The organism is Deltaproteobacteria bacterium, from assembly GCA_019912665.1.
Classification (GTDB): domain Bacteria; phylum Desulfobacterota; class GWC2-55-46; order GWC2-55-46; family GWC2-55-46; genus UBA5799.
In genome coordinates, this window is the sequence record JAIOIE010000018.1 from 12,199 (window position 1) to 31,233 (window position 19,035).

Annotated in this window: 21 protein-coding genes; 7 read left to right on the forward strand and 14 right to left on the reverse strand. The window is 55.3% G+C overall.

The features are described from left to right. The first annotated feature begins 63 nt into the window (after positions 1 to 63). Positions 64 to 909 carry a hypothetical protein gene (locus K8I01_04500; protein ID MBZ0219674.1) on the forward strand — a complete coding sequence of 282 codons (846 nt, stop codon included), beginning with the start codon at positions 64 to 66 and terminating at the stop codon, positions 907 to 909. 39 nt (positions 910 to 948) lie between these two features. Here the strand turns inward: K8I01_04500 and K8I01_04505 are convergent, their stop codons facing one another. The 12 genes from K8I01_04505 to rplU form a co-directional block, all read right to left on the reverse strand. Continuing rightward, on the reverse strand, positions 949 to 1,485 hold the full coding sequence (locus K8I01_04505) for a DUF1579 domain-containing protein (GenBank protein MBZ0219675.1): 537 nt from the start codon (positions 1,483 to 1,485) through the stop codon (positions 949 to 951). A 227-nt stretch (positions 1,486 to 1,712) separates the two neighbouring features. After that, positions 1,713 to 2,297: a hypothetical protein gene (locus tag K8I01_04510; protein ID MBZ0219676.1), complete on the reverse strand. Its 585-nt coding sequence runs from the start codon at positions 2,295 to 2,297 to the stop codon at positions 1,713 to 1,715. Positions 2,298 to 2,361: 64 nt separating this feature from the next. Next, a complete protein-coding gene (gene mog / locus K8I01_04515; protein ID MBZ0219677.1) occupies positions 2,362 to 2,853 on the reverse strand; it encodes a molybdopterin adenylyltransferase in 492 nt (163 codons plus the stop codon). 160 nt (positions 2,854 to 3,013) lie between these two features. Then, positions 3,014 to 3,439: a molybdenum cofactor biosynthesis protein MoaE gene (locus tag K8I01_04520; GenBank protein ID MBZ0219678.1), complete on the reverse strand. Its 426-nt coding sequence runs from the start codon at positions 3,437 to 3,439 to the stop codon at positions 3,014 to 3,016. A 259-nt stretch (positions 3,440 to 3,698) separates the two neighbouring features. Continuing rightward, positions 3,699 to 3,947 (reverse strand): MoaD/ThiS family protein, encoded by a 249-nt coding sequence (locus K8I01_04525; protein MBZ0219679.1) that lies wholly within the window; start codon positions 3,945 to 3,947, stop codon positions 3,699 to 3,701. After that, positions 3,941 to 6,280 (reverse strand): GAF domain-containing protein, encoded by a 2,340-nt coding sequence (locus K8I01_04530; GenBank protein MBZ0219680.1) that lies wholly within the window; start codon positions 6,278 to 6,280, stop codon positions 3,941 to 3,943. Before K8I01_04530 ends, K8I01_04525 begins: the two co-directional genes overlap by 7 nt. 2 nt (positions 6,281 to 6,282) lie before the next feature. After that, positions 6,283 to 6,687 (reverse strand): DUF4388 domain-containing protein, encoded by a 405-nt coding sequence (locus K8I01_04535; protein MBZ0219681.1) that lies wholly within the window; start codon positions 6,685 to 6,687, stop codon positions 6,283 to 6,285. Positions 6,688 to 6,774: 87 nt separating this feature from the next. After that, a complete protein-coding gene (locus K8I01_04540) occupies positions 6,775 to 8,031 on the reverse strand; it encodes a glutamate-5-semialdehyde dehydrogenase (protein ID MBZ0219682.1) in 1,257 nt (418 codons plus the stop codon). A 195-nt stretch (positions 8,032 to 8,226) separates the two neighbouring features. After that, positions 8,227 to 9,345 carry a glutamate 5-kinase gene (proB, locus tag K8I01_04545; GenBank protein MBZ0219683.1) on the reverse strand — a complete coding sequence of 373 codons (1,119 nt, stop codon included), beginning with the start codon at positions 9,343 to 9,345 and terminating at the stop codon, positions 8,227 to 8,229. Positions 9,346 to 9,350: 5 nt separating this feature from the next. Further along, complete coding sequence (gene obgE, locus K8I01_04550; protein ID MBZ0219684.1) at positions 9,351 to 10,379, reverse strand: GTPase ObgE; 1,029 nt, start codon at positions 10,377 to 10,379, stop codon at positions 9,351 to 9,353. A 158-nt stretch (positions 10,380 to 10,537) separates the two neighbouring features. After that, positions 10,538 to 10,789 (reverse strand): 50S ribosomal protein L27, encoded by a 252-nt coding sequence (rpmA, locus tag K8I01_04555; protein ID MBZ0219685.1) that lies wholly within the window; start codon positions 10,787 to 10,789, stop codon positions 10,538 to 10,540. Positions 10,790 to 10,818: 29 nt separating this feature from the next. After that, a complete protein-coding gene (rplU, locus tag K8I01_04560; GenBank protein MBZ0219686.1) occupies positions 10,819 to 11,130 on the reverse strand; it encodes a 50S ribosomal protein L21 in 312 nt (103 codons plus the stop codon). A 136-nt stretch (positions 11,131 to 11,266) separates the two neighbouring features. Between rplU and K8I01_04565 the strand changes: the two genes are divergently transcribed. Further along, positions 11,267 to 12,460: an MFS transporter gene (locus tag K8I01_04565; protein ID MBZ0219687.1), complete on the forward strand. Its 1,194-nt coding sequence runs from the start codon at positions 11,267 to 11,269 to the stop codon at positions 12,458 to 12,460. On the opposite strand, the gene K8I01_04570 is transcribed toward K8I01_04565, so the two are convergent. Then, positions 12,413 to 13,312 (reverse strand): DUF3108 domain-containing protein, encoded by a 900-nt coding sequence (locus tag K8I01_04570; protein ID MBZ0219688.1) that lies wholly within the window; start codon positions 13,310 to 13,312, stop codon positions 12,413 to 12,415. The genes K8I01_04565 and K8I01_04570 overlap by 48 nt on opposite strands. Positions 13,313 to 13,499: 187 nt before the next feature. On the opposite strand from K8I01_04570, the gene K8I01_04575 reads away from it, so the two are divergent. The 4 genes from K8I01_04575 to mazG all read left to right on the forward strand — a co-directional run bounded on the left by K8I01_04575 (position 13,500) and on the right by mazG (position 16,521). Beyond that, the gene (locus tag K8I01_04575; protein ID MBZ0219689.1) at positions 13,500 to 13,895 is read left to right on the forward strand and encodes a hypothetical protein; all 396 of its coding nucleotides are present in this window, start codon (positions 13,500 to 13,502) and stop codon (positions 13,893 to 13,895) included. Positions 13,896 to 14,307: 412 nt separating this feature from the next. Beyond that, positions 14,308 to 14,964 (forward strand): molybdopterin-guanine dinucleotide biosynthesis protein B, encoded by a 657-nt coding sequence (mobB, locus tag K8I01_04580; GenBank protein MBZ0219690.1) that lies wholly within the window; start codon positions 14,308 to 14,310, stop codon positions 14,962 to 14,964. Between the two features lie 194 nt (positions 14,965 to 15,158). Then, on the forward strand, positions 15,159 to 15,734 hold the full coding sequence (locus tag K8I01_04585; protein ID MBZ0219691.1) for a molybdenum cofactor guanylyltransferase: 576 nt from the start codon (positions 15,159 to 15,161) through the stop codon (positions 15,732 to 15,734). Beyond that, entirely contained in the window at positions 15,724 to 16,521 is a 798-nt protein-coding gene (mazG, locus tag K8I01_04590; protein ID MBZ0219692.1) for a nucleoside triphosphate pyrophosphohydrolase, read from the forward strand. The genes K8I01_04585 and mazG overlap by 11 nt, the downstream gene beginning before the upstream one ends. A gap of 435 nt (positions 16,522 to 16,956) precedes the next feature. Here mazG and murJ read toward each other — a convergent pair whose 3' ends face one another. Beyond that, the gene (gene murJ, locus K8I01_04595; protein MBZ0219693.1) at positions 16,957 to 18,522 is read right to left on the reverse strand and encodes a murein biosynthesis integral membrane protein MurJ; all 1,566 of its coding nucleotides are present in this window, start codon (positions 18,520 to 18,522) and stop codon (positions 16,957 to 16,959) included. A gap of 183 nt (positions 18,523 to 18,705) precedes the next feature. Here murJ and rpsT point away from each other — a divergent pair, with 183 nt between their 5' ends. Then, positions 18,706 to 18,972 carry a 30S ribosomal protein S20 gene (rpsT, locus tag K8I01_04600; protein ID MBZ0219694.1) on the forward strand — a complete coding sequence of 89 codons (267 nt, stop codon included), beginning with the start codon at positions 18,706 to 18,708 and terminating at the stop codon, positions 18,970 to 18,972. The last annotated feature ends 63 nt before the right edge of the window (positions 18,973 to 19,035 follow it).

The following is a 19,035-nucleotide window of genomic DNA, read 5'->3' on the forward strand; positions in this document are numbered from 1 at the left end:
CAGCTCAAGTGTTGGGTGATTTGTCAGAATGGAGCTGTTTTAATTTCTGGAGACTTTTTATAAATGAGAGAGATCACTGACTGGCTCTGCCGGGTCGAGGCTGCCGCAGCTGAAGCATACGGGCTCTCGGCCGCAGTGTTTTCGGAGGACGAGGAATTCGTCCACCTTCTCCTCAAGCTCAGGGCAGACGAGCTTGAGCATTACAAGGCCGCCAGAAAGGCTTCGGAGCTTATAGCGAACGGCGCGAGCCTGCCCTGCATACTATCCCTTGACCGCTCAGATATGGAATACGTAGAGGACTTCCTCCTCTTCCTCAAGGGCAGGATAAAGGCAGGCAAGATGTCGAAAGAAGGCCTGCTTCATTATATCATCACGATAGAAACCAAGGAATGCAATGACTTCATGCATTACGTAGTCAATTGGCTTTTCAGGGAAGGCCACCTGGACAGGAACGCGGAAGAGCTCGTGGTCGGGCACAGGAAGCAATTGGAGGAATACGTCGAGACCCTTAACTGGGACTCCCTCGTCCAGAGGCTTGACACGGGCCTCTCGCCGCTACGCGGCAAGAGGCTCCTAGTGGTCTCCCGCGACGGACTGCTCGAAGAGGGGATAAAGGCCATCTATTCGGGCGAGGAGGTAGTTTTCGACCGCGCCCTCGACGTGAAGGAGGCCCTGGAGAGCATCGGCAGGCACGGCTACTCCGCAGTAATGGCCGATGACGACGTATCCGGCCTTGACCTGAAGCTATTCTCAGCGGCCACAGGGCTCCGCCCGGAGCTGAAAGACAAATTGATCGTCCTTACGCGAAAACCGGCTTCAGACCCCTCGTTCATGTTAAGCGGGCTCCGGGTTCTTCGCAAACCTGCCAGGGTCCAGGAGATAAAAAACGCCCTGAGCGAAATAGTCTGAAGCCCACCCGCTCGCGTCCCGAGCCGATGCCATTTTCCCCTACTGCCTCCGGGTGTATGTCATCTCCATCATCTTCTCTTCCTTTCCTCCTACAGGCGTGCCGTACATCTCGAAAGTCACGGTATTGTCGTCCACGAGCCTGCATGTGGAACGCCATTCAGTCGGGCCCTTTACGGGGTCGTCGTAGCGGCTTCTCTGCGTGAATCCCTTGCCGTCTTTGTCGATAGGGCCCTCGAAGAAGTATATGGCCGTGCCCATCGAGTCCATCCAGGTGGAGACGAACTTCTTCGTGTTATTGTCGTATCCCGTAAAGCCTATGCCGTTGAAGGTGCCGCCCATCCACTCGCCCGTGGACTCCTGCTGCAGGAACCTTCCGCCCAGTATCATTTTCTGCTCGCTTGTGCCGCTCGTCTCCTCGGGCGGCATCCCCGGCTCCCATGTCTTCGACTTTACATTCCAGCTCCCGGCCATGCGGGAAAGCAACGCATGAGGCGCTCCGGGGGTGCCGAGCTTTATGTAAAGCTCCTTCATCGCCTCGGGGTCCATCTTCCTTTCAGGCTTTCTTTCGGTAGCCATAAGAGGCCTCCTTTCAATGCATACCTTCACATCATAATTTGAGGATAATGCGGGATGGGAGCGTGTCAAGACTGGGAACATATGTCATTCTGAGCGGAGCGAAAAATCTGGTGTGAGGGGATTTTTAGCTTTTGTAGTAGTTGTAGGGTGCGCTGTGCGCACTATGTCCTTTTTGAAATTTTCGACATGACATTAAAAGAAGTGGAGAGGCGGCTGGAAAAAAGGATTCAAATGGTGCGCACAGCGCACCCTACGGAATTATGAGATAGATTCCAAGCTTCCAAACAGTTCATCATCTGACTGCGCTGAAAAAGAAATACCTTTATTCTGGAAATAGGCTCTCCAACAACAACATTATTCATAAATGTGTGTAGTTGCAGAGCAGTCTCGTCCATCAATATTATTTCATAATCCGGGCAATTATCACGTCGTCGCAAATGTAGATTGTCAGTTTCATCTATATAAACGTCAACCATGGATGTTTGGGAATTTTTCACCTTTTTGGTTTTAGGTATTCGTTTTTGTTTCTTATTATCTCTCAAAACCAGATGCTTACTTGAGTTTGCTATTTCTGATGCTGCGACTAATTCTGAAACCAGATTCCAGACATCATGATGTAATTGCTTTTTGTCCATATCAGTTATTTTGAAATATTCAAAAATAAAATCTTTAATCGCATGAGAGGTGATACAAAAATTATATAAGTGATCAGCTTTATGCAGCGGATGCCTGGAATGGAAAGCCCTGTACCGCTCCCTCTCCAATTTAGCAAATAAATCGGATGGCGTCTTAAGTGTCGGAGTCAATGACATAATTAATCTATGATGGTTTAAGCCGCAGCGCTCTATTGATCGCAGATATACATCTCAACTCAAGCTACCCCCTCCCGCACTCCTCCTTGCTTCCTTTTATCTTCTCTATCGTGTGGTTTAGGGCGGGCATGACTACCGCGAGGTTTTCGCGGACGGCCCTGGGGCTTCCGGGGAGGTTAATTATGAGGGAGCATTTCCGTATCCCGCAGACCGCGCGGGATATCATTGCGTTGGGGGTCTTCTTGAGGCTCTCGGCGCGCATGGCCTCCGACATTCCGGGGAGCTCCCTTTCGATTACGGCCTTGGTGGCCTCGGGGGTCACGTCCCTGGGTGTCACTCCGGTGCCGCCGGTAGTGAGGATGAGGTCCAGATTCAAAACATCGGCGTATTCAATGAGCTTGGCCTTGATTATGTCCGTCTCGTCCGGGATGACCTCATAGGCCTTTACCTCGGCGGGGAGCGTCTTTATCATGCGCTCGATCTCAGCGCCGCTAAGGTCCTCCCTTTCGCCGCGCGAGCCCTTGTCGCTCATCGTGAGTATTCCGACTCTTACCATAAATCTCCTGATGTTGCTTAAAAACTCAACTCACACGCAGGCTGCTCAAAAAGCTCACGATGCAAGGAGTCGAAAAATGAGGAATGAGGCGTACTTTTTTGTACGCCGCAGTGACGAATTTTGAAGACGACACAGCAGATTGGGCTTTTTCAGCAGCCTGCTAAGGCGTCTCCGAGACCCAGACCTCGCCTTTTGAAGTCGTCTCGCTCTTCCAGATGGGGGTCGTCCTCTTAAGCTCGGTTATGGCCCACTCGCAGGCCATGAAGGCGTCGTTCCTGTGCGCGGACGCGGCCACGATAAGGACGATGTTCTCGCCTATGTCTATCTTCCCTATCCTGTGGACTATGCCCATCTCGATTATATTGAAGTTCTTTAGGGCCCTCTCCCTTATGTCCGCGAGCTTTTTCTCGGCCATCACCGGGTAATGCTCGAAGGAAAGGCCGGTTATGGTCTCGCCTTTCGAGAAGTCCCGCGCGGCGCCTAAAAAAGTCACTACCGCGCCTATGCCCTTTGAGGCGGCAGTTACGCGGCGCACCTCTTCATCAATCGAAAAGTCCTTTTCCTGTATCCTTACGAGTTCGGACATTTATTAAGCCCCGTTTCCGCTGTCATTGCGAGGAGATTTAGCTCCGACGGCAATCTCAAGGCGCTCCTTTTTACAAAGAACGAGATTGCTTCCCGCCACGCTTCGCTAGCGGCTTCGGCTCACATGCCGCAATGACAATACGAATATGAATGACCATGAATGAACCGGCTCTGGAACCTTTCAGGCATCACCTCGCCTGAAAAGCGCTCGAATGACAACTACCGGATTCTTCGCTTCGCTCAGAATGACAACCGGCGTCCTACCCGCCCGAGAAGGGCGGCAGGAAACTCACCTCGTCGCCGTCCTTCACAACCGCGCCTTTTTCAGCGAACTCCTGGTTTATGGAGACGAGCACCGAGCGGCTGTCAAGCAGCCCCTGAAGGGCCGGGAAGTCCCTTTTTATGATGGACTTGAGCTCCTCAAGCGGCAGAGGCGAGCTTATGTCGTATTCCTTTATCTCTGTCTTCGCAAGCCCCTTGAGCATGGCGAAGAACCTTACTGTCACCATTGCTGACCCAGTTCCTTGACTTCGGGTTCATGGACCCTGTTGAGGTCCAGCTTGATCCTGTTCGAGGCCTTTGAGAAGAGCTCCGTGAAAGAGTCGCCCTCTCTAGGGAAAGTCGCATACCCGTAGAGTATGTCCGCCCTGCCCTCTGAAAAGGCGCTCTTAAACGCCGGCTCGTTCGCAATGACCGCGGATATGGAATGGAGGAGCCTTGTTACCTTTTCGTCGGTATCGAGGAAAAGGAAGCCGAAGGTCTCCTCGTTAAGCCTTATGACGATGTCGAAGCTCCTGGTCTTTTTCCTTATCTCTCCTATGAGCTTCGTCTCGAAGTCGGATTTGCCGGGGCCCATGTCCTTGAGGCCCGCGACCCTTATCGTAGCAAGGACCAGCCCCCTGTCGAACCTCCTTGCGCGGTTAAGCTCCTGCTCGACCTTCTCCTCGAAGATGGTAAGGGGCGCAGGGCCCGTAGCCTCGGCCTCCTTTTTGGCCTCCTTCGGCGCCGGCGTGTGCATGTTTGCGAGCGACTTTTCGGCATACACGCAAAACCGGGCGAGTATCTCCAGGTCCTGCTTCGAGAAGGCGCACGCGAATATCGAGTTGTCCCCGGTCTTGTTGAAGAGCGAAAGCACGGCGATTATCTCGTCACCTATCATTATGGGCTTCGAGAGGACCGACCTTATGTACGGGCTCACCTCCTCGGAAAACTCGCGCATGACCGGCTCTCTCCTCCGTAGGACCTCCATCACCGTCTCCTTCTCGAACGGAAGGAAGTAGTCCCGGACGGCCGCGTCATCGAGTCCGTAGGTGGCGGCCGTCTGGAACCTCTTGGAGCCTGCCTGCTTTATCCGCAAGAGCGCGCCTTCCGCCCCGAGTATCGCCGCAGGGGTGGTTGCGATTATGGTGACGAGCTTCTTCGGGTCCTTCATGGATATCATCTCGAGGCCCGCCTCGTCCACCGCGAACATCTTCCTTGAGCGGAGCTTGTCTTTCTCGCTCTGCTTGTGCTTCCATATGCTCTCGGCAAGGAGGGTCCGTATGTCCTTCAAGAAGGACTCGTGGTAGACCGAAAGCCCGCCGTGGGATATTATCTGGCCGTTGAGCGTGCCCACGAGCCGCCCCTTTGTTATCATCGGCAGCGAAAGATAGACCTTCTTTATATGGCCGTGCTCGGTCCTGTCCACGAGGAAGGTGTCTACGATACCGTCGAGAGAGGCGCCCTCGATGCCCTCGCCCGGACGGAGCGTCAAGAGCCCCAGCCCCTTGGTGTCCCTTATGCTCGAGGCCTGGAGCATGAGCCTTCCGGAATCGTCGTCCAGGACGTAGATGAAGCAGGTAAGGCCCGGCACTATCTCCACAAGCCGCTTGCACACGGCGCTAAGGCGCTTCTCCATGGGCTGGTTGGAGGACATGAGCGAGTCCACTTCTTTCCAGAAGGTGAACTTGGCTGAGTCGACCCGGAGCTTCTCGTACTCGTTCGACCTCTGTATGACCTCGGCGGCAAGCCCGGCAAGGCTCGTGAGAAAGTTAAGGTCCTCCTCTGTAAAAACGTGCGTCGATTCGCTCGAGCTTACGTTTATGACCCCGATGACCTCGCCGTTTACGACGAGCGGGACGGACATGGCGCTCTTTACGTCGCTGCGGTCCATGGGCCGCGAGAACTGCCCGGACTTGGCCTTTCCACTCAAGAGCAACGGCTTTGCAGTGCCCGCCACCTTCCCGGAGACGCCCTCGCCCACCGAGACCCGTATCTTCCTCACGACCTCCTCGTCCATGCCCTTCGCGATCTCGACCCTGAGCATCTTCTCGTCGTTCATGAGCATAATCGAGCCGCGCTCGGCGCGGGTGGACTCGGTAGCGAGCTTCAGGATTACTGAAAGGAGCTCTTTCCTGTCTATGGTGAGCCTTACGGCGTCGACTATTTCGCGGAAAGAGGTGAGGAGGTTTGCCTGCTCGTGCACCTTGTCATGGTGGTGCCCTTCGTGGGCAGTCGAGGCCCTCACCCCCCATATGAGCCTGGTGGAAAGCGGCCCGAGCTTTTCGACGTCCCTGAACTCAGGGGCTTCGAGGAACTTCTCCGTCGCCTGGTCCTGGAGCGCGTTCACGATTACGTCGAGGTCGGGTATCCTTTTGAGGCTTTCGAGATCGGTCGTCGTCTCGACGTTGAACCTCGATGCTATGCGGTATCCGAGCTCCTTCAATTTAAAGAGCATGGCGTTCTTGTTCGGGTCGGCGATGAGGCGGATGCGGGTCCGCTGGTCCCCGAGAAGGATGGGCAGGAGCTTCAATCCTTCCTTGTTCGCGCCTATCAGGGCTATGTTCTTGACCTCGGCGGACATACTCAGGCCTTCTCCAGTATCTCAAGCTCTATGAGCCTGTTCATGAGCCTTATCGACTCCAGGTCCCCCACGTTCCCCCCGGCCCGCGTGTCCTTGCCCCTGGCCTCGTCAAGCCTCCGGAGGCCTTCGAGTATGAGCCCCTCCGAGGACTCGTTTATGGTCCTGTCGTGCGTGACCGCGTCAGGCTCCACCTCGAACTCCCCGTCTTTCCACGCAAGTAGCTGGAAAAAGCCGTCCGCGCCGATGGTGTCCCTGTAAACGGAGTGGACTATCTGTCCGTCCTTCAGATAGACCCTGCCGTAGCCGAGTTCCGAGCCCAAGTGTATCGCGACCGTCTTCCGCTCCGCGTTGAAGATCTGGATGATGTCAACGAGGCTCATGTCCCTGAGCCTGCCCTTAACGCCCACGCTCGCCTCCCGGTCCCGGACAGGACCCTTCTTCCCGGATTTATTTTACCTTAAAACCCTTATTTTTTCTACCCTTCGCGCCGGGGCCTATTCCCTTACCTGGCCTTCGCCGTAGATTATGAATTTGCGGGTAGTAAGCTCCTCAAGGCCCATTGGCCCGAAGGCGTGTATCTTGGTAGTGGATATGCCTATCTCCGCGCCGAGCCCGAGCTGGAAGCCGTCCGAGAACCTCGTGGAGGCGTTAACGAGCACTGTGGAGGAGTTGACCTCTCGCAAAAACCTCTGCGCGTTCCCGTAGTCCTTCGTAATGATGGACTCGGTATGAAGAGAGCCGTACCGGGCTATGTGCTTTATGGCCTCGTCCATGCCGTCGACCACCTTTACCGCGAGTATCAGGTCGAGGTACTCGGCTCCCCAGTCCTCTTCAGTTGCCGGGGTAGCGTCTTTCAAAATCTCCCTCGTCCTTTCGCAACCCCTCACTTCCACCCCGGCCGCTTTGTACTTCTCATACATGGCGGGAAGGAACTTCGGGGCTATCTCCTTATGGACAAGGAGCGTTTCCATTGCGTTGCAGACGCCGGGCCTCTGGACCTTGGCGTTGAAGGCTATTCTCTCGGCCATACCGAGGTCGGCCGATTCGTCGACAAAGACGTGGCAGACGCCTTTATAGTGCTTTATTACGGGTATCTTCGAGTTCTCGACGACGAACCTTATAAGCCCCTCTCCGCCCCGGGGTATTATGAGGTCTATTTCTTCCTCGAGCTTGAGCATCTCGAGGACGGCCTCCCTCTCGGTCGTGGGTATGACCTGTATCGCGCCCGAAGGCACGCCAGCTTCAGCGCAGGCCTCATTCAGGACCTTCGCGATGGCGTTATTGGAGTTTATGGCCTCGCTCCCGCCCCGGAGTATCACGGCGTTCCCGGACTTAAGGCAGAGCCCGGCTGCGTCGGCGGTCACGTTAGGCCTGGACTCGTATATTATGCCTATCACCCCTATGGGGATGCGCATCCTTCCGACCATGAGGCCGTTGGGCCTCTTCTGCATCCCGGTTATCTCTCCCACCGGGTCCGGCAGGGCCGCGACTTCCTTTAGCCCGGCCGCCATGGAACCGATGACCTTGTCAGAAAGGGTGAGTCTCTCGACCATGGCCTTCTGCAGGCCCTTGGCAGTGGCGGCCTCCACGTCCTTCCGGTTTTCCTTCTTTAAAAAATCCGAGGCGTTCAAAAGCCCCTCGGCCATTTTCACAAGGGCCCGGTTCTTTGTGGCCGTATCGAGCCTCGCAACACCGTAAGAGGCCTCTTTCGCGGCCCTTGCGATCCCCAGGACACCATCCTTTACAGACATGAAAATCTCCTTGAGAAAAGAAATGTAACCAGTTAATTTTTCTCCGGTTTTCCATTCCGCATGAGGGGCCCTGGAAGCGCAAGCACATAAATCGCGCTCTATGCCGTTACGATACTATCGGTAGGAACCCCTCAAAGGTTAAGGGAAAACACGAACTTAGTTTCAAAAGCCATTAATAGAGGCAGCAGGCAGCCTTCAGAGCACTACGAGGTTATCCCTGTGAATAACCTCATCATAGATCTTATAGCCGAGGATGTTTACCACCTCGGCGGTCTTGAGGCCCTTTATCCTCTTAATCTCGGATGAGCTGTAATTAGCGACCCCCCTCGCGAACTCCATCCCCTTTTGGTCCACGCAGTGGACGACCTCGCCGGATTCGAATGAGCCGTCGACCTCCCTTATTCCGGAAGGAAGCAGGCTTCTGCCCTTATTGAGGAGCGCATCCCTTGCGCCGTCGTCGACGAAGACCCGTCCGGTGGGCCTCGCGGAGAAGGCTATCCAGTGCTTTTTGCTCGTAAGCCTGTCCTCCTTGGGGAGAAAGAGCGTGCCCTCGTCCTCGCCGGCCATGACGCGGGAGATTACCTCGGGCTTGTTCCCGTTCGCGATGATCGTCGCGGCCCCGAAGTGGGCCGCAAGCCTCGCGGCCTCGCACTTGGACCTTATGCCGCCGGTTCCGAGCCGGTTCGTGGAATTTACCATTGAGTCGGTCCTCAAGGCGTCCACGTCCTCGACTACATGGACCTTGCTGGCATCCGGAAAGGCCTTTGGGTCCTTGTCATAGAGCCCGTCTATGTCGGATAAAATGAGCAGGAGGTCTGCCTCCACGAGGTTCGTGGCAAGGGCCGAAAGGGCGTCGTTGTCGCCGAACTTTATCTCCTCCACGGCAACGGTGTCGTTCTCGTTTATGACCGGGACGATGCCGAGCCTGAAAAGGGCCGTGAGGGTGTTACGGGCGTTAAGGAAGCGCTTCCGGCTCCCGAGGTCGTCATGGGTCAGGAGCACCTGGGCGGCCTTTTCGCCCACCCCGGAAAAGGCCGCGTCATACATGGCCATGAGCGAGCCCTGGCCCACGGCAGCGGCTGCCTGCCTCTCGGGGATGGCGACCGGCCTCTCCTTCATCCCGAGCCTCCTCATGCCGAGGGCGATGGCGCCTGAGCTGACCACAGCGGCTTCCCTCCCCGAGGACTTGAGTTCTTTTATTCCGGTTGCGAGCCTCGCGAATATCTCGATGCCGTCAACTGGCGGGGCGGCTATTACGGCGCTCCCAACCTTGATTACGACCCTGCGGGCCTTCTTTACTATCTTCTTTCTCAGGTCCTTCACTTTGCCTCGGATGCTACCCCGCCCTTCGAATCCGCTACCGCCTTACCCACAAAATTGACAAGCTCCTTGAGGCCCTTGCCCGTGGCGGCTGAGATGGAGAACACCTTTATACCCAAACCGTTAAAAAATTTCAATAACTCCGGGACCTTCTCTTCCGCCTCCGGCATGTCGGTCTTATTGAGCGCAACCACCTGGGGGCGCTCCGTAAGCTCGGCCTTGAAGGCCCTTAGCTCCCGGTTCACTATCTCGAAGTCATCTTTAGGGTCCCTGCCGGAAGCGGGAGAGAGGTCCAGCATATGGATGAATATGCTCGTGCGCTCGATGTGCTTCAAAAACCTCACGCCGAGACCTTTGCCCTCGTGCGCCCCCTCTATGAGGCCCGGGATGTCAGCCACGACGAACCCGCCGAAATCTCCGAATTTCACTATGCCGAGGTTCGGGACGAGGGTCGTGAAAGGGTAGTCGGCAATCCTCGGCTTTGCAGCCGAGATGTGAGAGATGAGGGTCGATTTCCCCGCGTTCGGGAAGCCTATTATGCCGACGTCGGCAAGGAGCTTGAGCTCGAGCTTAAGGTTCCTTTCCTCGCCGGGCTCCCCTGGCTGGGCGAACCTCGGCGTCTGGTGGGTGGAGGTCGCGAAATGGGCGTTCCCCTTGCCGCCCCTGCCGCCCCGCGAGACCAGGTACTCCTGGCCGTCCTCTACGAGATCAGCCAGCACCTCTTCGGTGTCCGCGTCCTTTACGACCGTGCCCACGGGCACATTTATCCTCAAGTCAAGCCCGTCCCTGCCGCTGCACATGCTGCCCATGCCGTGCTGGCCCCGCTCCGCCTTGTATTCGCGCTTGTACTTGAAATCAAGGAGGCTCGCAAGCCTGCCCTCGGCAATGAGGATGACGTCCCCGCCTCTTCCGCCGTTGCCGCCGTCAGGGCCGCCCTTTGGCACGTATTTCTCGCGCCTGAAGCTTACGCAGCCCCTTCCGCCGTCTCCGGCCTTTACATATATCTTTGCCTCATCGATGAACTTCATTTTTTATTCCGTTTTTGATCCCCTTCGGGATGATTACGATTTGCCGATATTCCCCGCCAAAGCTGGAAATCAAGAAGCGCCGAAATGCAAAAAGGGCGGATGGAAAGGCTGAAAAAGCCTCTCCTTTCCGCCCCTTGAATGATTTTCCAGTCGTCCTTTTACTGCGGAAGGATGTTTACGACCTTCTTGGCTCCCCTGTCCTCGAACTGGACTACCCCGCTTACCTTGGCGAATATGGTGAAGTCCCTGCCCATGCCGGCGTTCGAGCCGGGATATACCTTGCTCCCGACCTGCCTCACTATTATGGAGCCCGCGGAAACGGCCTGGCCCGAGAAGCGCTTTACGCCCCTTCTCTGGCCGTTCGAATCCCTTCCGTTCCTTGAGCTTCCGCCTGCCTTTTTATGAGCCACTGTAAAACCTCCTGAAAGCCTTTAAAATATCAAGACCTGATTTCCTGTATCTTTATGCTGGTGAAAGGCTGCCTGTGACCCTGGCGCTTATCGTAGCCCTTCCTCCTCTTCTTCTTGTAGATGATTACCTTCCTGTCCTTGTCATGGGTGAGTATCTCGGCGACGACTACCGCCCCTTCTACCCTCGGGGAGCCGACCTTTATGCTCTCTCCCTCGCCGACCGCAAGCACATCGGAAAGCTCGATTCTCGCACCGGGCTCTCCGGAGAGCTTCTCCACATTGAGGACGTCTCCTTCTGAGACCCTGTACTGCTTTCCGCCTGTTTTTATGACCGCATACATCTTCGAATGCCCTCCAGGAATCTATTCCAAACCATTTGAATGTTAAATAATAACGGTTTTGGAAAGCCGTGTCAAGCCCTTTGTCACGGAAGTTGCCGCCTTGCAAAATATCATAAAATCGGCAAGAATCACTGGTATGGACCGGGGCGGAGGAGAAAAAAAATACATCCTGGGGCTTAACCGGAACGTCTTCTATACCGGTGTCGTGAGCATGCTGATGGACGTCTCGTCCGAGATGGTCTACCCGCTGCTGCCGCTTTTCCTTACCACAGTCCTCGGCGCGACAAAGACAGCGGTCGGCATAATCGAGGGCATAGCCGAGACGACGGCCTCCATCCTGAAAATCTTCTCGGGCTGGCTCTCGGACAAGCTCGGCAAAAGAAAGCTCCTCATGGGCGCCGGCTACGGCATATCCGCCGTGAGCAGGCCGCTCATCGCGATCGCAACGGCATGGTCGCACGTCCTCGGGGCTCGGTTCATAGACAGGGTCGGAAAGGGCACGAGGACCGCCCCGCGGGACGCAATAATAGCGGACTCGACTGAACGGGAAAAGCTCGGCCTCGCGTTCGGATTCCACAGGTCGATGGATACCATAGGGGCCATAATAGGCCCTGGCATCGCGTTCCTTTTACTCCTTGTATTCGTAGGAAACCTGAGACTCGTATTCTTTCTCTCGACCATACCGGCCGTAATATCCGTCCTGGTCATAATATTCTTTATTACCGAAAAGAGGCGGGCACGGGAAGAGGCGGCAAGTCTCCCGAGGTTCTCAATTTCCGACTTCGACGGCCCGTTCAGACGCTACCTCGTCGTGGTGGGGGTTTTCTCGCTCGGTTACTTCGCGGACGCCTTCGTGATACTCAGGGCCGAAGACCTGGGCGTCAAGAGCGCCCTCATCCCCATAATCTATCTCGCGTTCAACATCGTATACGCGCTCTCCTCGACGCCGATGGGCGCGCTGGCTGACAGGATAGGCCTCCGTCGCATGGTGCTGGCGGGCTTCGTTTATTACTCCTTTATATTCGTCCTGATAGCCTTCTCTACCGAAGCTCTCCACATATGGATACTCTTTCCGCTCTACGGCATATACAAGGGCATGAGCGAGGGGACCCTCCGGGCCTATCTCGCTACTCTCGCCCCGCCGGAGCGGAAGGCCACGGCTTTCGGCGTGTATCATACGGTCGTCGGGCTCATGCTCCTCCCGGCGAGCGTAGTAGCAGGCTACCTCTGGGACACCGTGGGCCCGGAAGCTACGTTCCTTTACGGAAGCGGCATGTCAGCCTTAGCCGCCCTTATTTTCGTGGTATTCAGGCCTGGGAAAAGACAATAGGGCTGGATTGGCTGCGTTGGGAACAGGTTCAGTGCGGGAAAGGTTTACCTCGCGGAGCTTGCCTTTTACGTCGCCGAAGAGAAGCACTCCTTTTGCGACGGCCTGCACAGGCAGCATCCCGTTCGTGAAATTTATCTCTATCTCGCCGTTTTTGGATCCGAAGAGGTCCTTGTCTATCCGGGCATCCGCCAGGTAGTCGGAGGTCCTCCTTTTCCTTTTCTTCTTAAGCTCCTTTTCAGGCACTATCCTTATGCTTATCTCGGGGAAACGGCCGTCCCTGGGGAAGCTAGCGATATTATAGACTCGCCCTTCCTCTATCTTCCCGTAGGACCCGAACCTGAAGTTATAGAAGGCGGCTATCGGGTCGTCAACGAACATGCCCTCCGGTATGTCTGCCGACCCCTCCTTCTCCTTTTTCCCGCCCTTCCAATAGTCCCAGCTCACGGTCCTTTTCACGTAATCCACGGTATGGACCGCTCTTTTCTTGTCCTTCCCGTCTATCTCGACCTCTTTATCAAAGCTCTCGGTCACGAACCTTTTGCCGTCGTCGGCCATCCTCAGCGTGGCGATATACTTATCCCGCCTGTGGCGCAAAATCGTTCCTACGAAGCCGGAGGTCTGGGCCGTAAGGGTTGCGGTGTATAGGCCGCCTTCCCCTTCCTCTATCTTGAGCCTGCCTTCAGCGACGTCGTCGAATATCCAGAAACCTATTTCATAGACTAGCTCTTCGCCGGCAAACGCCTGGCCGATCGTCTTTTCGTTTCCGGATCCTGCATGCAGGGGGGCGGCTATCGAGGCCAGGAGAAGTATAAAGAAACTTAAACGGAAAAAGTATTTAATTGAATGACGCATGGGTTTTATTTTAAGGAATTTCAGAAGGTAAATCAAGCAAATACAAACACGAGCCCCGTCCGGGGTTGCGCTGGCCGGTTCTTGACATATAATTGTTGGAAGGGATGCTTCATTCCCATGCATTGGTATGGGAAATCCGCTTCCCGCCAACCTGACGTCAAAAAACCCGAACGAGGAGGAGAATGAGATGAAGAGGTCAACTCTAACAGCCGTAGCCGCATCGTTTTTCCTGACCGCATTCGCGGCAGTGCCGGTAATCTCAAACGCGCAGGAGATGGCCCAGCAGCAGCAGAGACAGCAGCAGATGCAGCAGCCTATGACCCAGCAGCAGGCCGTGCAGCAGACCCAGCAGGCGATAGACAACCTCAAATCGGCCCTCAGGACCTTCCAGCAGCAGCAACAGGCTGCCAAGGATGATGAGCACATCAAGGAGGCGGTGAGCAGCACTGAAGAGGCAATTGAGAAAGCCGAAAGCGCGCTCGAGCACGCCAGGCTCTACCAGCCCCAGGCAGGCCAGCAGCAACAGCAGCAGCCCCGCGCAACCCCCGGCTCGGAGCGCGGCACGACCGGCGGCGGGATGTAAAGGCGGCCACCGGCTTTGAATTCAGGGCGGCAGGATACGCCCTGAAGCAAGGCACCAACGGGCAATAATTTGAGGGGACGGGCAAAAAAACCCGTCCCTTTCTTTTTTCTAATCCCAAGGACTCAAAGCTGCCTGCCTTCTTCCAGACCGCAGAGGCCTGTTCCATCTGCAAATGGGCGCAGGCCTTAGCTCATCCCGGTCTTTCCCTAATGCCCCCGCTTCTTTAAAGAAATTTTGAGATTTTTCCCGCAATCAAGAAAGCGCAGGAATAAAAAGCGGAGCATATATGTGAATATGTGAGCATTTTTATGCACATCCTGACGCAGAGTCCGGGGAAAAGATCATTTTCAGAGGTTGCCTAAAATCATTTACATTACGGCATAAGTCATAGTATATTAAGCGTTATCCAGCCATGGCGCCCATCGTATCCATAGTCGGTAAATCCGGGAGCGGCAAGACAACGCTCCTAGAGAAGGTCATCTCCGAGCTTACACGGAGGGGCTACAGGGTCGGCGTATTGAAACACGACGCGCACGGCTTCGAGATAGACCACGAGGGCAAGGACTCCTGGAGGCACAAGCAGGCTGGCGCAAGGGTAGTCGCGCTCTCTTCTCCGGAGAAGTTCGCTGTAATAAAGGACGTCGAAAAGGAATGGCCGCCCGAGAGGCTCATCGCGTCCTATCTTTCCGGGGTGGACGTGGTCGTCCTCGAAGGCTTCAAGAAATCGCCCTTCCCCAAGATAGAGGTGGTGCGGAAGGCGAACTCGTCGAGGCCGGTCTGCGGAAAAGACAAGTTGCTAATGGCCTTTGCTTCGGACTTCAAGGTTAGCAGGCGGCTGCCGGTCTACAAGCTCAATGATTTCAAAGGTATATCCGACCTCATCGAGGAGAGGATAATAAAGGGGCACAGGGACCCAGGCGTAAGCCTTTTGGTTAACGGGGTCAAGGTTGAGCTTAAGCCCTTTATTGAGAACCTCTTGAGGGACGGAGTGACCGGCATGATAAAGAGCCTCAAGGGATGCGGCCAAGCCGATGAAATCGAAATAAAAATCACCGGGCGCGGCTCGTAGCGCCACTCGCCTTAAACAACTTACCTGAGGCAACCTCTAAAAATTAGAGATTTTTCCCGCTTTTCCCGGAAGGCCGGGAATAAAAAGCGGAGCATATATGAATCATATGTGAGCATTTTTATTCACGTAACTACCCAGAGTCCGGGGAAAAAATCAACTTTGGAGATTGACCTGAACCGCCCTTGAAGATAAAGATGACCGGAGCTATACTCGCTGGCGGCCAGAGCCGGCGCATGGGCTTCAACAAGGCCTTCATAGATACTCCCCAGGGGACTATAATAGAAAGGACCGTCCTCGTCGTGGAGTCGATCTTCGACCCCGTTTTCATAATCGCGAACGATATTGCCCTGTACGGCGGCCTGGGCCCCCTTGTGCACGAGGACATAATAAAGGGTGCCGGGAGCCTGGGCGGGATCTACACCGCCCTTTACCGTTCGGAATCGGAACACGCGTTCGTAACGGCCTGCGACATGCCTCATCTCGACGCGGGGTGCCTAATGGCGGTCGCGGAAAGGGCCTCGGAAGCGGATTGCGTTATACCTTTCATAGGCGGCATGCTCCACCCCATGCACGCGGCCTACTCCAAAAGGTGCATGTCGGCAATAGAAGAGATGGTAAGGGCCGGGAACCTGAGGATAAACGACCTCTTCGGAAAGGTAGATACTGTGAGGCTTACGGAAAAGGACTTTCCTGGACTCGACATATCCAAATCGGTCGAGAACGTGAACACCAGAGACGACCTCAAAAGGGCCGGGATAGATGAAAAGTAACGGGAAAGCGGATATCGGAAAGCTTGAAACCCTGATGGAGAGGCTACGGGCAGAGAACGGCTGCCCCTGGGACAGGGCGCAGTCCATGGATTCCCTCGTGCCTTTCATAATCGAGGAGGCCTACGAGGTCATTTGCGCCATAGACTCCGGTATTTCCGATGAAATCCGGGACGAGCTAGGAGACCTCCTATTTCAGGTCATATTCGTCTCACAAATAGCCCGGGAAAAAGGGGAATTCACGCTCGCGGAAGTGATCGACCGCTCGCACTCGAAGATGATAAGCCGCCACCCCCATGTGTTCGGAGAGGCCAGGGCCGAAACGCCTGAAGAGGTGCTCCGTCAATGGGCTGAAATAAAAAAGAAGGAGAAGAAAGGCAAGGAGCCTGGCGGACGCCTTGCCGGGGTCCCTGAAGTCCTGCCCGCCCTCTTGAGGGCGCACAAGATAAGCCAGAAGGCGGCAAAGGCGGGCTTTGACTGGGAGAACACCGAAGAGGTACTGGAAAAACTCGATGAGGAGCTTGATGAATTCAAGGAGGCGGTAAGGAAAGAAGAACCCCTTCAAATGGAAGAGGAGCTCGGTGACATGCTCTTCACCCTCGTCAACGTCGGGAGGTTCCTCGAGGTAAACCCCGAGGACGCTCTGAGAAAAACCGTCGCGAAGTTCATAACCCGCTTCCACCACATCGAAAGCGAGCTCCTTAAAAAGGGCCGCGACCTCTCATCCACCCCCATGGACGAGCTCGAACGCCTCTGGCAACAGGCAAAATCGCCGAAGAAACAGGATTAGCAGGCTACTGCAAAAACCTCTTGAGAGGACCTTTTTGTAAAAAGGTTTCAGAGCCGTTGGATGCACAAAGGGCTCAGGAGGCTAATTGCCTCATGAATCACATTCGCATCCATCGGACCTAACACTCTCTCCAAAAACTTTCAGTTCTTCCTGAGAGGACCCCCTAATGGGGGTCCTCTCAGGAACTAAAAGTCTTTGAAGGGGGCTTTGGGGGAAACTTTCTACAGAAAGTTTCCCCCGAGAAGTTTTTCCAGTACCCTGCTAAATCAAGGGCTTCAGGAGATTTCCCCACAAGCTGTGGATAAGCTGTTGAAAAGAGGGCATGTGCAAAAAACATGAAAACCGGATTATATGGGCGTTCTGAATGTTGCTCTTTTTTTAGGCACAAAATAGAACGAAAAAACAGCCGGTTGGGGCCATTCGCCCCTTTTTCATTTAACCCGCCTTTTTGCCCCTCCGAAATAAAAAACCTTTTAAAAACGCGAGCTCAGTCACGCCCATGAGCCTGGATGCAGCGATATAGGAGATAACGCCCAATCCGAGACAGGCGCTTAAGAGGACCGCCTTCCACATCCCTCCCGAAATATCTACGATGCCAAACGCCAGTAAATATACGAGGGCGCCCATGACGAGCGCAGCTCCTGTGGACCTAAGCCCTGAGACGAACATCCCGGTCACGCCGAAACGCCCGAACTTCATCCGGAGGACGACGAAGAGTATCGAGCAATTCACAAGAGCCGCGAGGGTCGTTGCCAGCGCGAGCCCGCCATGGCCGAGCGGGCCTATGAGTAGAAAGCAGAAGACCGCATTGAAAAGGAATGCTATGAGGGCTATCCAGACCGGGGTCATGGTGTCCTTGAGCGAATAGAAGACAGACGTGAGAATCCTGGCGATTGCCACGGGCACGAGGCCGAAGGCGTAGAAATATAGGGCGGTTGCGGTTCCGGCGGCGTCAACGGAGCTGAACTCCCCTCTCCTGAAAAGGAGCTCGATAATCGGATAGGAGAGTACCAGGAGGCCGATGGTCGCCGGTATCATGACAAAATTCACCATCCTTACGGCAAAGGAGATCGAGCCCTTGAAGCCTTCCCAGTCTTGCCTCGTCACCTGCTCCGAGAGGCTCGGGAGCACCGCGGTCGTTACAGACACACCGAATACTCCGAGCGGGAGTTCCATCAGCCTTCCGGCGTAATAGAGGTACGAGACCGCGCCCTCGGGTAGCCCGGAGGCGAACCACATGGTAACGAATATATTGAGCTGATAAACCCCTATGCCGAAGGCGGCAGGCCCCATGAGGGCGAAAATCTTCCTTATGGCGCTGTCCCTGAACCCGAAGGATGGCCTTGGGAGCATTCCGAACTTACCAAGGAAAGGTACCTGCAGAAGGAGCTGGAAAGCGCCGCCCACAAGCACCCCCACGACAAGGGCGTATACCGGGGAGGCGAGGTACGGGGCTACGGCGAAGATGCTCGCAATGATAGCTATATTAAAAAGGACCGGCGAAAGAGCCGGGGCCGTGAAATGCCTGTAGGAATTGAGGACCCCCATGGCGATGCCCATCAGGCCTACGAATAGCATGTAGGGGAACATCCATCTGGTGAGGGAAACCGTAAGCTCGAACTTCCCGGGTTCCGAGAGGAATCCCGGGGCCATGACCCAGACTATCTCCCTTGAGAAGATGATGCCGATTATGGTGAGGGCGGCAAGGATGAGGGCGAAAAGAGTGAAGACGCTCGAGGCGAGAGTCCTCAAGGAGTTCCTGTCCCTTCTGCTCATCTCGTCGGTGAATATGGGGATGAAGGAGGAGGTAAGGGCGCCCTCGCCAACGAGCCTCCTGAGAAGGTTCGATATCCTGAAGGCCATGAAGAAAGCGTCTGCAAGGAGGCCGGCGCCGAAGACGTAGGCAAGGGCCGCGTCCCTTAAATAACCGAGCACCCTGCTTGCCGCCGTAAGGGCGCTTATGACAGAGGCGGCCCCGGTGATCCTCCTTTCGTGGCTCACCCGGCGCTCCCAAAGGGCTTGACAAGGGGTCTAAAAACAAATATCATGTCTCTTTATCCGGAAGAGGCCGGACCGGTAGGTGGACGATTTCACCCCGAAGCCTGGCCAATTACAGAAGGTTAACAGATTAGCGCACTAAAAGGTAGCAGAAATTAAAGGGAAAGATACTTTCAGGAGGGGATCTTGGCCAATCACGCGTCGGCAATAAAGAGGCACAAGCAGAGCGAGAAGAGGAAGCAGAGGAACGCTTCCGTCAAGTCCTCGTTGAGGACAGCCGTAAAAAAGGTTAAAGAAGCGGTTTCGGCAGGAAAGGCCGATGAGGCGAAGGCGAACCTCAAGAGCGCGATAACCGAGCTTGACAAGGCCGCCTCCAAAGGCGTTCTCCACAGGAATAACGCCGCCAGAAGGGTATCGCGCCTTTCGAAGCTCGTGAACGAGAAGGCGAAATGAAGTAACTCGAAATAGAAGACCATCAAAGACCTCCGGGTATTGCCCGGAGGTCTTTTTTTTTGC

Bases quoted from the DNA above. Each gene is read 5' to 3' on its own strand.
- K8I01_04500 (MBZ0219674.1), top strand. From the start codon at position 64: ATGAGAGAGATCACTGACTGGCTCTGCCGGGTCGAGGCTGCCGCAGCT.
- K8I01_04505 (MBZ0219675.1), bottom strand. From the start codon at position 1,485: ATGGCTACCGAAAGAAAGCCTGAAAGGAAGATGGACCCCGAGGCGATG.
- K8I01_04510 (MBZ0219676.1), bottom strand. From the start codon at position 2,297: ATGTCATTGACTCCGACACTTAAGACGCCATCCGATTTATTTGCTAAA.
- mog (MBZ0219677.1), bottom strand. From the start codon at position 2,853: ATGGTAAGAGTCGGAATACTCACGATGAGCGACAAGGGCTCGCGCGGC.
- K8I01_04520 (MBZ0219678.1), bottom strand. From the start codon at position 3,439: ATGTCCGAACTCGTAAGGATACAGGAAAAGGACTTTTCGATTGATGAA.
- K8I01_04525 (MBZ0219679.1), bottom strand. From the start codon at position 3,947: ATGGTGACAGTAAGGTTCTTCGCCATGCTCAAGGGGCTTGCGAAGACA.
- K8I01_04530 (MBZ0219680.1), bottom strand. From the start codon at position 6,280: ATGTCCGCCGAGGTCAAGAACATAGCCCTGATAGGCGCGAACAAGGAA.
- K8I01_04540 (MBZ0219682.1), bottom strand. From the start codon at position 8,031: ATGTCTGTAAAGGATGGTGTCCTGGGGATCGCAAGGGCCGCGAAAGAG.
- obgE (MBZ0219684.1), bottom strand. From the start codon at position 10,379: ATGAAGTTCATCGATGAGGCAAAGATATATGTAAAGGCCGGAGACGGC.
- rplU (MBZ0219686.1), bottom strand. From the start codon at position 11,130: ATGTATGCGGTCATAAAAACAGGCGGAAAGCAGTACAGGGTCTCAGAA.
- K8I01_04565 (MBZ0219687.1), top strand. From the start codon at position 11,267: ATGGACCGGGGCGGAGGAGAAAAAAAATACATCCTGGGGCTTAACCGG.
- K8I01_04570 (MBZ0219688.1), bottom strand. From the start codon at position 13,312: ATGCGTCATTCAATTAAATACTTTTTCCGTTTAAGTTTCTTTATACTT.
- K8I01_04575 (MBZ0219689.1), top strand. From the start codon at position 13,500: ATGAAGAGGTCAACTCTAACAGCCGTAGCCGCATCGTTTTTCCTGACC.
- mobB (MBZ0219690.1), top strand. From the start codon at position 14,308: ATGGCGCCCATCGTATCCATAGTCGGTAAATCCGGGAGCGGCAAGACA.
- K8I01_04585 (MBZ0219691.1), top strand. From the start codon at position 15,159: ATGACCGGAGCTATACTCGCTGGCGGCCAGAGCCGGCGCATGGGCTTC.
- mazG (MBZ0219692.1), top strand. From the start codon at position 15,724: ATGAAAAGTAACGGGAAAGCGGATATCGGAAAGCTTGAAACCCTGATG.